13 protein-coding genes are annotated in these 14,052 nt (G+C 68.3%); 10 read left to right on the top strand and 3 right to left on the bottom strand.

Features of this window, described 5'->3' with window-relative positions; genetic code table 11:
- Nucleotides 1–126 precede the first annotated feature (126 nt).
- Nucleotides 127–339 carry a hypothetical protein gene (locus tag R2S09_RS09665; protein ID WP_306183400.1) on the bottom strand — a complete coding sequence of 71 codons (213 nt, stop codon included), beginning with the start codon at nt 337–339 and terminating at the stop codon, nt 127–129.
- Nucleotides 340–472: 133 nt separating this feature from the next.
- Between R2S09_RS09665 and R2S09_RS09660 the strand changes: the two genes are divergently transcribed.
- Entirely contained in the window at nt 473–1,447 is a 975-nt protein-coding gene (locus R2S09_RS09660) for a carbohydrate kinase family protein (protein WP_316740425.1), read from the top strand.
- 66 nt (nt 1,448–1,513) lie between these two features.
- On the opposite strand, the gene R2S09_RS09655 is transcribed toward R2S09_RS09660, so the two are convergent.
- Nucleotides 1,514–2,887 carry a cysteine desulfurase/sulfurtransferase TusA family protein gene (locus R2S09_RS09655; protein WP_306183405.1) on the bottom strand — a complete coding sequence of 458 codons (1,374 nt, stop codon included), beginning with the start codon at nt 2,885–2,887 and terminating at the stop codon, nt 1,514–1,516.
- A gap of 540 nt (nt 2,888–3,427) precedes the next feature.
- Between R2S09_RS09655 and coxB the strand changes: the two genes are divergently transcribed.
- The 4 genes from coxB to R2S09_RS09635 all read left to right on the top strand — a co-directional run bounded on the left by coxB (nt 3,428) and on the right by R2S09_RS09635 (nt 7,918).
- Nucleotides 3,428–4,387 carry a cytochrome c oxidase subunit II gene (gene coxB / locus R2S09_RS09650; protein ID WP_306183407.1) on the top strand — a complete coding sequence of 320 codons (960 nt, stop codon included), beginning with the start codon at nt 3,428–3,430 and terminating at the stop codon, nt 4,385–4,387.
- Nucleotides 4,384–6,120, top strand: a complete 1,737-nt coding sequence (gene ctaD, locus R2S09_RS09645; protein WP_306183408.1) for a cytochrome c oxidase subunit I — start codon at nt 4,384–4,386, stop codon at nt 6,118–6,120. Before coxB ends, ctaD begins: the two co-directional genes overlap by 4 nt.
- Entirely contained in the window at nt 6,117–6,515 is a 399-nt protein-coding gene (locus tag R2S09_RS09640) for a cytochrome c oxidase subunit 4 (RefSeq protein ID WP_306183409.1), read from the top strand. Before ctaD ends, R2S09_RS09640 begins: the two co-directional genes overlap by 4 nt.
- Before the next feature lie 143 nt (nt 6,516–6,658).
- Nucleotides 6,659–7,918, top strand: coding sequence for an Ig-like domain-containing protein (locus R2S09_RS09635; RefSeq protein ID WP_316740424.1), 1,260 nt, complete (start codon nt 6,659–6,661; stop codon nt 7,916–7,918).
- 77 nt (nt 7,919–7,995) lie between these two features.
- On the opposite strand, the gene R2S09_RS09630 is transcribed toward R2S09_RS09635, so the two are convergent.
- Entirely contained in the window at nt 7,996–8,394 is a 399-nt protein-coding gene (locus tag R2S09_RS09630; RefSeq protein WP_306183412.1) for a hypothetical protein, read from the bottom strand.
- A gap of 196 nt (nt 8,395–8,590) precedes the next feature.
- Here R2S09_RS09630 and R2S09_RS09625 point away from each other — a divergent pair, with 196 nt between their 5' ends.
- From R2S09_RS09625 to trpD, 5 genes are all read left to right on the top strand, one after another.
- Nucleotides 8,591–9,211, top strand: coding sequence for a heme-copper oxidase subunit III (locus R2S09_RS09625; protein WP_030181994.1), 621 nt, complete (start codon nt 8,591–8,593; stop codon nt 9,209–9,211).
- 61 nt (nt 9,212–9,272) lie between these two features.
- Complete coding sequence (locus R2S09_RS09620; RefSeq protein ID WP_306183414.1) at nt 9,273–10,082, top strand: c-type cytochrome; 810 nt, start codon at nt 9,273–9,275, stop codon at nt 10,080–10,082.
- The gene (locus R2S09_RS09615; RefSeq protein WP_306183415.1) at nt 10,079–11,137 is read left to right on the top strand and encodes a ubiquinol-cytochrome c reductase iron-sulfur subunit; all 1,059 of its coding nucleotides are present in this window, start codon (nt 10,079–10,081) and stop codon (nt 11,135–11,137) included. Before R2S09_RS09620 ends, R2S09_RS09615 begins: the two co-directional genes overlap by 4 nt.
- A complete protein-coding gene (locus R2S09_RS09610; protein ID WP_306183416.1) occupies nt 11,134–12,771 on the top strand; it encodes a cytochrome bc complex cytochrome b subunit in 1,638 nt (545 codons plus the stop codon). Before R2S09_RS09615 ends, R2S09_RS09610 begins: the two co-directional genes overlap by 4 nt.
- Nucleotides 12,772–12,921: 150 nt before the next feature.
- On the top strand, nt 12,922–13,986 hold the full coding sequence (gene trpD / locus R2S09_RS09605; RefSeq protein WP_306183419.1) for an anthranilate phosphoribosyltransferase: 1,065 nt from the start codon (nt 12,922–12,924) through the stop codon (nt 13,984–13,986).
- The last annotated feature ends 66 nt before the right edge of the window (nt 13,987–14,052 follow it).

Raw genomic sequence — 14,052 nt, 5'->3', positions numbered from 1 at the left:
TGCACAGCTGTCCCTGTGACCCTGACCCGGCCCTGACAAAGCAGCCGGTCCGGCGGGTCGTATGCCGCATCCCCCATACGGAGGACAGCGATGGGACGCAGCGGGGGAGCGCGCGGTTCCCCGGTCTCAGTCCCCGTAGTCCGACATCGCGTCCAGCAGGCGGGCGGAGGAGGCCGGCACATCCACCCCGTGGATGCGGGACGGCGGCACCGGCCGCCGGGACCCCCGGTCGGGAGCCGCCCAGTGAGGGGCCATCCGGGCGCAGTCCCCGCGAAGTGCCGCGAGATCGCCTTCCGGGTCGGCCGGACCAGGGGCAGCATGGACCGTGTGGTTCGTCATGGCCGCACCGTAAGCACGGACGAGCCCGCCGAGAAAGATCTACCATCGGGTAGTTTTGTCCGCTTCAGCGTCACCCGCCCACCGGGTAGCGTGAACTGTCAATCGCCTCCTCCCTCCCAGGAGAGTCCACGCCGTGCGCATCGCAGTCACCGGCTCCATCGCCACCGACCACCTCATGACCTTCCCCGGCCGCTTCGCCGACCAGCTCGTCGCGGACCAGCTGCACACGGTCTCCCTCTCCTTCCTGGTCGACCAGCTGGACGTCCGGCGCGGCGGGGTGGCCGCCAACATCGCCTTCGGCATGGGCCAGCTGGGCACCCGGCCGATCCTGGTGGGCGCCGCCGGAGCGGACTTCGGCGAGTACCGTGCCTGGCTGGAGCGGCACGGTGTGGACACCGACTCCGTCCGCATCTCCGAGACGCTGCACACCGCCCGCTTCGTGTGCACCACCGACGCCGACCACAACCAGATCGGCTCCTTCTACACCGGTGCGATGAGCGAGGCCCGGCTCATCGAGCTCAAGACCGTCGCCGACCGCGTCGGCGGCCTGGACCTGGTTGTCATCGGCGCCGACGACCCCGAGGCGATGCTCCGGCACACCGAGGAGTGCCGTACGCGGTCCATCGCCTTCGCCGCCGACTTCTCCCAGCAGATCGCCCGGATGGACGGTGACGAGATCCGGATACTGCTGGACGGGGCGACGTACCTGTTCTCGAACGCGTACGAGAAGGGCCTGATCGAGACCAAGACCGGCTGGAGCGACGCCGAGATCCTCGGCCGTGTCGGCTACCGGGTGACCACCCTCGGCTCGCGCGGGGTGCGCATCGAGCGCGCCGGCGAGGACCCGATCGAGGTCGGCTGCCCGGACGAGGAGCGCAAGGCCGACCCGACCGGCGTGGGCGACGCCTTCCGCGCCGGCTTCCTGTCGGGGCTGGCCTGGGGTGTCTCGCTGGAGCGTGCCGCCCAGGTCGGCTGCATGCTGGCGACCCTCGTCATCGAGACGGTGGGCACGCAGGAGTACCAGCTGCGGCGGGCCCACTTCATGGAGCGGTTCACCAAGGCGTACGGGGACGAGGCCGCGCAGGAGGTGCGGGCGCACCTCGGCTGAGGCCCTGCCCCCACCCCCAGGACCAAGGTCTTCCGTGCGAATCAGGCCTGATCCGAACGGAAGACCCTAGGAGACCCGGCGGATCAAGTACGCCGTTCCCCGATCCGCCGGTTCCTCGCCCACGTACTCCTGCCCCCGCATCTCGCACCACGCCGGGATGTCCAGCCGGGCGGCCTCGTCGTCGGACAGCACCCGCACCGTGCCGCCGACCGGCACATCGCCGAACACCTTGGCCAGCTCGATGACCGGGATCGGGCAGCGCTTGCCGAGGGAGTCGACGACCAGTTCCTCCTGTCGCACCTGGGCGGCAGGAGCCGGCGCGCCCAGCTTCTCCCGCACCCCCGCCACCGCCCCCGGCAGCACCTGAAGGAACCGCTCCACGTCCTCCTCCGGCGTCCCCGGCGGCAGCGACACCCGTACGTTGCCCTCGCTCAGCACGCCCATCGCCTTCAGTACATGACTGGGGGTCAGCGTGCTGCTCGTGCAGGAGGAGCCCGACGAGACGGAGAAACCCTCGCGGTCCAGCTCGTGCAGCAGCGCCTCTCCGTCGACATAGAGACAGGAGAAGGTGACGATCCCCGGCAGCCGGTGGACCGGATCACCGACCACCTCCACGTCCGGCACCAGCCGCGGCACCCGGACCCGGATCCGCTCCGTCAGCTCCCGCAGCCGTGCGGCCTCCGCCGCGTCGGCCCGTACCGCCCGCAGCGAGGCCGCCGCGGCCACGATCGCCGGGATGTTCTCGAACCCGGCCGCCCGGCCCGACTCCCGCTCGTCCACCGGCCCCCGGACCGAGAACCGCACCCCCTTGCGCACGGCGAGCAGCCCCACCCCCGACGGCCCGCCCCACTTGTGGGCGCTCGCCGCCAGCAGCGACCAGTCCGCGTCCACCGGGCCCCAGCCCAGCGACTGCGCCGCGTCCACCAGCAGCGGCACGCCCGCCGCCCGGCACACCTCGGCCACCTCGGCGACCGGCTGCTCGGTGCCCACCTCGTGGTTGGCCGACTGCAGACAGGCCAGCGCGGTGTCCGGGCGCAGCGCTTCCGCGTACGACGCGGCGGTCACCCTGCCCGCACGGCCGACCGGGACCTGGGTGACCGTCCCGCCCTCCGCTTCGTGCGCCTCGGCCGAATGGAGTACCGAGGAGTGTTCGACCGCTGCCACGATCAGGTGGCGTCCGGCGCGCCTGCGTCCGGCCAGCGCCCCCGCGACACCGGTGTGCACGGCTCGGGTGCCGGAGGAGGTGAAGCTCAGCTCGTCCGGCCGGCACCCCACCGCCTCCGCGGCCGCCTCCCGCGCCGCGTCCAGCAGCAGCCGCGCCCGCCGTCCCTCCTTGTAGAGCCGCGCCGGATCGGCCCACCCCTCGTCGAAGGAGGCCTGGAGGGCCTGCCGGGCCACGGGATGAAGGGGAGCGGCGGAAGCAGCATCGAAGTAGGACACACCGCAACGCTAAGGGGTCCTTGCACTATGAGCGTCCGATCAGGTCGCGTGGTCTGGTGCCGGGGGTACCTCCCACGCCGTTCAGGCAGTGGGGGAGCATCGCAAGGCGCCGGAGCGCCCAGGTAGCGGAGCTACCTGGGCGCTCCGGCAACGCGGCGAGGTGCGGTGCCAGGCCGCGGGACCCGGGCGGGCATAGTGCAAGGACCCCTAAGCGCCCCGAAGGGGCGCGGGACAATTTTCATGTGCGGCTCCGCCGCGTGGGCGCGAGTCACCGCACCGCACCCGCAGCCGCAGTGAAAGCCGCGATCCCGAGCCCCGAGGCGCCTCAACTCCCTGTCACATATCGGCGGAGCCAGGGGCATCCCACCCCTTCGGGGTGACCCGCGGCGCGTATGCCACCCTCCCCGCGACCCGCCGGAAGGCGTCCAGTAGGGTTTGGTCCGCATAAACATCCAAACCCCTGCCCGACGCAGGGCGGCGACCGACCAGCGAGAAGGCCGCAGCCGTACAGCGCGGGCGAGACTCTCGGGAAGGCGCTACGTGAGTCCCAACGGCTCCGACCGCTCGCCGCGGCGCCCGATGCGGCGGAAGCTGCTGCAGGCACTGACTGCGGGCCTGGTCCTGGCGACCGCTACCGGTTGCACATACAAGGACTTCCCCCGACTGGGTATGCCCACCCCGGCCTCGGAAGAGGCTCCGCGGATCCTCTCCCTGTGGCAGGGCTCCTGGGCCGCCGCACTCGTTGTCGGCGTCCTGGTGTGGGGCCTGATCCTGTGGAGCGCCATGTTCCACCGGCGCAGCCGTACCAAGGTCGAGGTCCCTCCGCAGACCCGGTACAACATGCCCATCGAGGCCCTGTACACGGTGGTCCCGCTCCTCATCGTCTCGGTGCTCTTCTACTTCACGGCCCGCGACGAGTCCAAGCTCCTCGACGAATCCAAGAAGCCGGACGTCACGGTCAACGTGGTCGGCTTCCAGTGGAGCTGGGCCTTCAACTACGTGGAGCCCGTCGCCGGTTCCACGGGGGACGCGAAGACCGACAAGAACCTGTCGGCCATCCCGGACCGGTTCAAGAAGGACTTCCCGGTGAACGCCGGCGGTGTCTACGACGTCGGTACGCCGGGCACGCGGAACCCGCAGAACGGCAACCCGGGTCCGACCCTGTGGCTGCCCAAGGGCAAGACCGTCCGCTTCATCCTCACCTCGCGGGACGTCATCCACTCCTTCTGGGTGCTGCCGTTCCTGATGAAGCAGGACGTCATCCCGGGCCACACCAACTCCTTCCAGGTGACCCCCACCAGGGAGGGAACCTTCCGGGGCAAGTGCGCCGAGCTCTGCGGCCAGGACCACTCCCGGATGCTGTTCAACGTGAAGGTCGTCTCTCCCGACCGCTACGAGCAGCACCTCAAGGACCTCGCTAAGAAGGGGCAGACCGGTTACGTTCCCGCCGGCATCGCGCAGACGAGCCACGAGAAGAACCGGGAGACGAACAACCTGTGAGCATCCTCAACGAACCTCAGGGTGCCGCGGCGGCTGAGGGCTCTTACGAGAGCGAGCTGCCGGTCCGGCGCAAGCAACCCGGTAACACCGTGGTGAAGTGGCTGACGACCACCGACCACAAGACGATCGGCACGCTGTATCTGGCGACGTCGTTCGCGTTCTTCTGCATCGGCGGCGTGCTGGCGCTCTTCATGCGTGCCGAGCTGGCCCGGCCGGGCCTGCAGATCATGTCGAACGAGCAGTTCAACCAGGCGTTCACGATGCACGGCACGATCATGCTGCTGATGTTCGCGACGCCGCTGTTCGCGGGCTTCACGAACTGGATCATGCCGCTTCAGATCGGCGCCCCGGACGTGGCCTTCCCGCGGCTGAACATGTTCGCCTACTGGCTGTACCTGCTCGGCTCGACCATCGCGGTGGGCGGCTTCCTCACCCCGCAGGGCGCGGCCGACTTCGGCTGGTTCGCCTACGCCCCGCTGTCCGACGCGGTGCACTCGCCCGGTGTCGGCGGCGACATGTGGATCATGGGTCTGGCCTTCTCCGGCTTCGGCACGATCCTCGGCTCGGTCAACTTCATCACCACGATCATCTGCATGCGCGCGCCGGGCATGACCATGTTCCGCATGCCGATCTTCGTGTGGAACGTGCTGCTGACCTCGGTGCTGGTCCTGCTCGCCTTCCCGGTGCTGGCCGCGGCCCTCTTCGCGCTGGAGGCCGACCGCAAGTTCGGCGCCCACGTCTTCGACGCCACCAACGGCGGAGCCCTGTTGTGGCAGCACCTCTTCTGGTTCTTCGGCCACCCAGAGGTGTACATCATCGCGCTGCCGTTCTTCGGCATCATCAGTGAGGTCATCCCGGTCTTCTCCCGCAAGCCGATGTTCGGCTACATGGGTCTGATCGGCGCGACCATCGCCATCGCGGGTCTGTCCGTGACCGTGTGGGCCCACCACATGTACGTCACCGGTGGTGTGCTGCTGCCGTTCTTCTCCTTCATGACCTTCCTGATCGCGGTCCCGACCGGTGTGAAGTTCTTCAACTGGATCGGCACCATGTGGAAGGGCTCACTGTCCTTCGAGACGCCGATGCTCTGGGCGACCGGCTTCCTGATCACCTTCACCTTCGGTGGTCTGACCGGCGTCATCCTGGCCTCGCCGCCGATGGACTTCCACATCTCGGACTCGTACTTCGTGGTGGCCCACTTCCACTACGTCGTCTTCGGCACCGTCGTCTTCGCGATGTTCTCCGGCTTCCACTTCTGGTGGCCGAAGTTCACCGGCAAGATGCTCGACGAGCGTCTGGGCAAGATGACCTTCTGGATGCTGTTCATCGGCTTCCACGGCACCTTCCTGATCCAGCACTGGCTGGGCGCGGAGGGCATGCCGCGCCGGTACGCCGACTACCTGGCGGCCGACGGCTTCACCGCGCTGAACACCATCTCGACGATCTTCTCCTTCCTGCTCGGCCTGTCGATCCTGCCGTTCCTCTACAACGTGTGGAAGACGGCCAAGTACGGCAAGCCGGTGAACGTCGACGACCCCTGGGGCTACGGCCGTTCGCTGGAGTGGGCGACCTCCTGCCCGCCGCCGCGGCACAACTTCGTCACCCTGCCGCGGATCCGCAGCGAATCCCCGGCGTTCGACCTGCACCACCCGGAGATCGCGGCGCTCGACCAGCTCGAGAACGCCGGACACGGTGAGAAGGCCCTCGCTGGCGGCAAGGAGGCCGGCAAGTGAAGATCCAGGGCAAGATGTTCATGTGGCTGAGCGTCTTCCTGCTCATCATGGCCATCGTCTACGGCGTGTGGTCGAAGGAGCCGGCCGGCACCACAGCCCTCTTCCTGGCCTTCGGCCTGAGCATCATGGTCGGCTTCTACCTGGGCTTCACGGCCCGGCGGGTCGACGCGGGCGCGCAGGACAACAAGGAGGCCGATGTCGCGGACGACGCCGGTGAGCTGGGCTTCTTCAGCCCGCACAGCTGGCAGCCGCTCGCCCTCGGCGTCGGAGGCGCGCTGGCCTTCCTGGGCGTCGCCCTCGGCTGGTGGCTGCTGTACTTTGGCGCACCGCTCATCATGATCGGTCTGTGGGGCTGGGTCTTCGAGTACTACCGCGGTGAGAACCGCACCCAGTAACACACGCTGAACGAACCGGGGAACCCGGACTCTCCCGACGGAGGGTCCGGGTTCCTTCGTCTGCCCGTACGACGCCCCTCATACGTTCCCCCGTATGGACGACTCACCGCGCCGGAGTTGACGGAGCTACTTAGCGTGAGGTCATGAGCACCACCACTCCACGCACCCGCACCGCCGTCAGCTTCACCCTCCTGGTGGCCGCCCTCGGCGCGGGCGTCACCGCCTGTTCCTCGGAGGGCAACCCACTGGCGGCCGACCCCTACGACGCGTCGGACCAGATCTCGTTCAACGCCCCCACGGACCCCGGCAAGAAGGCCGACCCGGACAAGCCCCTGGTGGTCACCGCCGAGGACTCCGACGGGCGCATCACGGACGTCACGGTCGTGGACGACAAGGGCCGCCGCGTCTCCGGCGAACTGGCCGCCGACGGCAGCCGCTGGCACAGCACCTCACCGCTGGCCGCGGGCACCCACTACACGGTCTCGGTCAGCACGGAGGACGACGACGGCGCACCCGGCCGCAAGGTCCTCGCCTTCGACACCAGCAAGCCCACCACCCAGAAGCACCTGAACGTCACGTTCGGGCCGCAGGCGGGCACCTACGGCGTCGGCCAGCCCATAACCGCCGACCTCGACCAGCCCGTCCACGACAAGGCGCAGCGCGCCATCGTCGAGCGCGGCCTCCAAGTCGACTCCACCCCCGCCGTGCAGGGCTCCTGGTACTGGGTGGACGACAAGCACCTGCACTACCGCCCCAGGGAGTACTGGCCGGTCCACGCCACCATCCAGGTGCACAGCAACCTGGAGAACATCCGCATCGGCGACCGGCTGTGGGGCGGCGCCGCCAAACCCCTGACCCTCACCACCGGCGACCGCGTCGTCGCCATCACCGACGCCGCCACGCACCAACTCACGCTGTACAAGAACGACGAGAAGGTCAAGCAGGTGCCGATCACCACCGGCAAACCGGGCTTCGACACCCGAAACGGCATCAAGGTCGTGCTGGCCAAGCAGGCGAGCGTACGGATGAAGAGCTCCACCATCGGCATCTCGGCGGGCTCCAGCGACTCCTACGACCTGACGGTCTACTGGGCCACCCGGGTGACCTGGAGCGGCGAGTACGTCCACGCCGCCCCCTGGTCCGTCGGCTCCCAGGGCGTCGCCAACGTCAGCCACGGCTGCACCGGTATGAGCAACGCCAACGCCCAGTGGTTCTACAACAACATCCACGAGGGCGACATCGTGCAGGTCGTCAACTCCAAGGGCGACCCGATGGAAGTGTTCAACAACGGCTTCGGCGACTGGAACATGCCCTGGGAGAAGTGGGTCCTCGGCAGCGCGCTGAACTCCGCCGGCTCGACGTCCCAGTCGGACACGGCGCGACTGCGCCCGCAGAGCCTGTGACGACACCCGGGACGGCCCGCGGCCGCACGACGACGGGCCGTACCGCGCTCCCCGGACTCGGGGGCGGCAAGGGCCGTCTAGGCGGCCAGCGCCTTCCTCCGCAGCAGAGACGCCAGCGCGGCGGCGAACTCCACCGGCTCCACCGGCAGGGTGACCGCCGCGTCGGCCCGGCTCCACGTGGCCAGCCAGGCGTCCTGCGGACGCCCGATGAGCAGCAGCACCGGCGGGCAGTCGAAGACCTCGTCCTTGATCTGCCGGCACATCCCCATGCCGCCCATGGGCACGGCCTCGCCGTCCAGGACGCAGACGTCGATCCCGCCCCGGTCCAGCTCCCTGAGCACGGCCGCGGGAGTGGCGCACTCCACGAACTCGACGACCGGCGCGTCCTGGGCAGGCCTGCGGCCGGTGGCCAGTCGCACCTGCTCCCTGGTGCCCGCGTCGTCGCTGTAGACCAGCACCGTGGCGGTCGCCTGCATTGTTCCTCCACGCATCTCGAGAAGACACAGCTAGGGTCGGGAACTTCCGGGTACCGATGGCGCGGATGCTACTCCCTTCAAGTCCTGGTCAACACCGCTTGGAACGCTCCTTCGATGGGCCATACGAGCTGGGCACACCCCGCAGACACTCCGAACGGCACCCCCCGGAGTGAGGGCGGGATAAGCGACCGACATAATGTCGGTCGTGGCGACAGCAACGACAGTAGAAACCGGGCACGCGCACCCGTCGGTCAACCGGCCGAACCTCACCAGCGTCGGAACCATCATCTGGCTGAGTTCCGAGCTGATGTTCTTCGCGGCCCTCTTCGCGATGTACTTCACCCTGCGATCGGTGACGGGACCCGATCACTGGAAGTCGATGGCGGACCATCTCAACGTCCCCTTCTCTTCGGTGAACACCACGATCCTGGTGCTCTCCTCCCTCACCTGCCAGCTCGGCGTGTTCGCAGCCGAGCGCGGTGACGTGAAGAAGCTCCGGGGCTGGTTCATCGTCACCTTCATCATGGGTGCGATCTTCATCGGCGGTCAGATCTACGAGTACACGAGCCTGGTGAAGGAGGACGGCCTCTCGCTCTCCTCCGACCCGTACGGCTCGGTGTTCTACCTGACCACCGGCTTCCACGGCCTGCACGTGACGGGCGGTCTCATCGCCTTCCTGCTGGTCCTCGGCCGCACCTACGCGGCCCGGAGGTTCACCCACGAGCAGGCGACCGCGGCCATCGTCGTGTCCTACTACTGGCACTTCGTCGATGTCGTCTGGATCGGCCTCTTCGCCACGATCTACCTGATCAAGTAGCCGACGAACCGATCCAAGTCCGCAAGCATCGACGCAGAAGATCCTGACACCGGGGTAATCCGTGAAAAAGCTCTCCGCACGACGACGCCATCCGCTGGCGGCGGTCGTCGTCCTACTTCTCGCGCTGGCGGCCACGGGGGGGCTGTACACCGCGTTCGCGCCCGCGAGCAAGGCTAAGGCCGACGAGTCCGCCCAGTCCCTCACCATCGAGGAGGGCAAGAAGCTCTACGAGGTCGGCTGCGCCAGCTGCCACGGCACCGGTGGTCAGGGCACCACTGACGGTCCGTCCCTGGTGGGCGTGGGCGCCGCGGCAGTCGACTTCCAGGTCGGTACGGGCCGTATGCCGGCCCAGCAGCCCGGCGCGCAGATCCCGAAGAAGAAGGTCATCTACAGCCAGGGCGAGATCGACCAGCTCGCGGCCTACATCGCCTCCCTGGGCGCCGGCCCCAACGTACCGACGAAGAACGAGTACAGCCCGGAGGGCGCGGACATCGCCAAGGGCGGCGAGCTGTTCCGCACCAACTGCGCGCAGTGCCACAACTTCACCGGCAAGGGCGGTGCCCTCACGCACGGCAAGTACGCCCCGGACCTCGAGGGCGTCGCGCCGAAGCACATCTACGAGGCCATGCTGACCGGCCCGCAGAACATGCCCTCCTTCCCCGACACCACGCTGTCGTCGAAGAACAAGAAGGACATCATCGCGTACCTGAACGCGGTCAACAGCGACGAGACGGTGAACCCGGGCGGTCTGGAGCTGGGCGGCCTCGGGCCGGTCAGTGAGGGGCTGTTCGCGTGGATCTTCGGCCTCGGCGCGCTGATCGCCGTCGCCGTGTGGGTCGCCGCCCGGACCGCAAAGGCCAAGAAGTCATGAGTAGCCAAGACATTCCAGAAGAGAACCTGCCTGCCGAGCAGGGCACGCCGCACGGCGCCGTGAGGGTCGCGGACGAGAAGAACCCGTTCGCCGACCCGGGCCTGCCGCCCCACGAGCACCGGATCCAGGACATCGACGAGCAGGCCGCCAAGCGGTCCGAGCGCACCGTCGCCCTGCTGTTCACGGTGTCGATGCTGGCCACCCTCGGCTTCATCGCCTCCTACGTGACGATCCCGAACGACAGGTCGATCTACGTCTTCCCGATCGGGCACGTCAACGCGATGAACTTCGCGCTGGGCCTGACCCTGGGCGTCGCGCTGTTCTGCATCGGCGCGGGCGCGGTCCACTGGGCCCGCACCCTGATGTCCGACGCGGAGATCGCCGACGAGCGTCACCCGATCGAGGCGTCGCCCGAGCTCCGCACGAAGGTCCACGCCGACTTCAAGCAGGGCGCCAAGGAGTCCGCGATCGGCCGCCGTCCGCTGATCCGCAACACCATGCTGGGTGCGCTCACGCTGGTGCCGCTGTCCGGCCTGTTCCTGCTGCGTGACCTGGGCCCGCTGCCCAAGGAGACGCTCCGCCACACCCTGTGGGCCAAGGGCAAGCGCCTGGTCAACATGAACACCAACCAGCCGCTGCGTCCCGAGGACGTCGCCGTCGGCTCGCTCACCTTCGCCAAGCCCGACGGCCTGGAGGAGACGAACGAGGACTTCCAGACCGAGATCGCCAAGGCGGCCCTGATGATCGTCCGGCTCCAGCCGGACAACATCAAGGACAAGCGCGAGCTGGAGTGGTCGCACCAGGGCATCGTGGCGTACTCGAAGATCTGCACCCACGTCGGCTGCCCGATCTCCCTGTACGAGCAGCAGACGCACCACGTGCTGTGCCCGTGCCACCAGTCCACCTTCGACCTCTCCGACGGTGCCCGAGTGATCTTCGGCCCCGCCGGTCACGCCCTGCCGCAGCTGCGCATCGGCGTGGACAGCGAGGGTTACCTCCAGGCGCTCGGCGACTTCGAGGAGCCCGTCGGTCCTGCATTCTGGGAGCGCGGATGAGTACTACAGCGAGCAACACGACCCGCTCGCGCGGGAAGGAGCCGGCCGGCGAGAAGCTCGCCGACTGGGTCGACGGCCGGCTGGGCATCTACAGCCTGGCCAAGGCGAACATGCGCAAGATCTTCCCCGACCACTGGTCGTTCATGTTGGGCGAGGTCTGCCTCTACAGCTTCCTGATCATCATCCTCACGGGTGTGTATCTGACGCTGTTCTTCCACCCCTCGATGAACGAGGTGGTGTACCACGGCAGCTACGTCCCGCTCCAGGGACAGCTGATGAGCGAGGCGTTCAACTCGACCCTGCACATCTCCTTCGAGGTGCGCGGTGGTCTGCTCATCCGGCAGATCCACCACTGGGCGGCGCTGGTCTTCCTCGCCGGCATGTTCGTGCACATGATGCGCGTGTTCTTCACCGGCGCGTTCCGCAAGCCGCGTGAGATCAACTGGGTGTTCGGCTTCCTGCTGTTCGTCCTCGGCATGTTCACCGGCTTCACCGGCTACTCGCTCCCGGACGACCTGCTCTCCGGCACGGGTGTCCGCTTCATGGAGGGTGCGATCCTGTCTGTGCCGATCATCGGCACGTACATCTCGTTCTTCCTCTTCGGCGGCCAGTTCCCCGGTCACGACTTCGTGGCGCGGTTCTACTCGATCCACATCCTGCTGCTGCCGGGCATCATGCTCGGCCTGGTGGTCGGCCACCTGATCCTGGTCTTCTACCACAAGCACACGCAGTTCGCGGGCCCCGGCAAGACCAACAACAACGTCGTCGGCATGCCGCTGCTACCGGTCTACATGGCCAAGGCCGGAGGCTTCTTCTTCCTGGTCTTCGGTGTCATCACGGCCGTCGCGGCCGTCGCGCAGATCAACCCGATCTGGGCCATCGGCCCCTACCGTCCGGACCAGGTGTCCACCGGAGCCCAGCCCGACTGGTACATGGGCTTCTCCGAGGGCCTGATCCGTACGATGCCGGGCTGGGAGATCAACTTCTGGGGCCACACGCTCGTGCTGGGCGTGTTCGTACCCCTGATGATCTTCCCCCTGGTCCTGGTGGCGATCGCGATCTATCCGTTCCTGGAGTCCTGGGTCACCGGCGACAGGCGCGAGCACCACATCCTGGACCGTCCGCGCAACGCTCCGACCCGCACGGCCTTCGGCGCCGCGTGGATCGCCTGGTACTTCGTGCTGCTGGTCGGCGGTGGAAACGACCTGTGGGCCACCCACTTCCATCTGTCGATCAACGCGATCACCTGGTTCGTCCGGGTCTCGTTCTTCGTCATGCCGGTCATCGTGTTCGTCATCACCAAGCGGATCTGCCTCGGCCTGCAGCGCCGGGACAAGGACAAGGTGCTGCACGGCCGCGAGTCGGGCATCATCAAGCGCCTGCCGCACGGTGAGTTCATCGAGGTCCACGAGCCGCTCAGCCAGGAGCAGCTGTACACCCTCACCGCTCACCACCAGTACGAGCCGGTCGAGCTGGGTCCGACGGTCGACGAGAACGGCGTCGAGCGGAAGATCTCCGGCACGAAGAAGCTGCGCGCCAAGCTCAGCGGCGCGTTCTACGGCGAGGACAGCCAGATCCCGAAGCCGACCGTCGAGGAGTACAAGGAGATCACGAGCGGCCACGGCCACCACTGATCGCTGAATCCGAGCGTCGCCACGCCACGGTCGAAGGGCCCCGTCCGAACCCCGGACGGGGCCCTTCGCCGTGCCCCGGGCTGGATAGGCTGGAGCCGTCGAGACCCGCGTCCCGTAGTCCGGGACACCGAACCCACCCAGGAGCGGCATATGAGCGCTGTGACCCCCGCTGGAGGCGACACCGCGGCGGGCCGTTCCTGGCCCCGGGTGCTGAACGGACTGCTGGAGGGCCACGACCAGAGCGCGGAGGACACCGCCTGGGCGATGGACCGGATCATGCGGGGCGAGGCGACGGATGCCCAGATCGCCGGGTTCGCCGTGGCGCTGCGGGCCAAGGGCGAGACGGTGCAGGAGATCACCGGCCTGGTCCGGGCGATGTACGAGCACGCGAACGTGATCGAGGTCCCCGGGCAGACCGTCGACATCGTCGGCACCGGCGGTGACGGCGCGAGGACGGTGAACATCTCCACGATGTCCTCGATCGTCGTCGCGGGCACGGGCACGAAGGTCGTCAAGCACGGCAACCGTGCCGCGTCCTCGGCGTCCGGCGCCTCCGACGTGCTGGAGAAGCTGGGCGTCAATCTGGAGCTGACCCCGCGGCGGGTGGCCAAGGTGGCGGAGGAGGCCGGCATCACCTTCTGCTTCGCGGTGAAGTTCCACCCGGCGCTGCGCCATGTCGCCGCCGCGCGCGGGCAGCTGGGCATCCGCACCACGTTCAACTTCCTTGGCCCGCTCACCAATCCGGCCAGGGTCAAGGCGCAGGCGGTCGGCGTCGCCGACCTGCGCATGGCGCCGATCGTGGCGGGCGTCTTCGCCGAGCGCGGCAACTCCTCCCTGGTCTTCCGGGGCGACGACGGCCTCGACGAGCTGACCACCACCGCGACCTCGCGGGTGTGGGTGGTCAGGGACGGCAAGGTCACCGAGGAGGCCTTCGACCCGCGGGACGTGGGCATCGGCCTGGTGCCCGTGGAGGCCCTGCGCGGCGCCGACGCCTCCTACAACGCGGAGGTCGCCCGGCGCCTGCTGGACGGCGAGCAGGGCCCCGTACGGGACGCCGTGCTGCTGAACTCGGCGGCGGCCCTGGTGGCCCTGGAGCCGGGCTCCGGAACGCTGGTGGAGCAGATCGCCGCCGGCATGGAGAAGGCGGCGGAGTCGATCGACTCCGGCGCGGCCCGGCGCACGCTGGAGCGCTGGGTGGCGGTCAGCAACGCGTAACGGAATGGAAGAAGCCGCGGTCCCGCGATCCGGACACGGGTTGCGGGACCACGATCACTTCGCGTA

The sequence above is a fragment of the Streptomyces sp. MK7 genome, from assembly GCF_032658145.1.
Lineage (GTDB): Bacteria > Actinomycetota > Actinomycetes > Streptomycetales > Streptomycetaceae > Streptomyces > Streptomyces spiralis.
The sequence above is the reverse complement of the archived record's forward strand: the minus strand, read 5'-3'. Positions and strand labels throughout refer to the sequence as shown.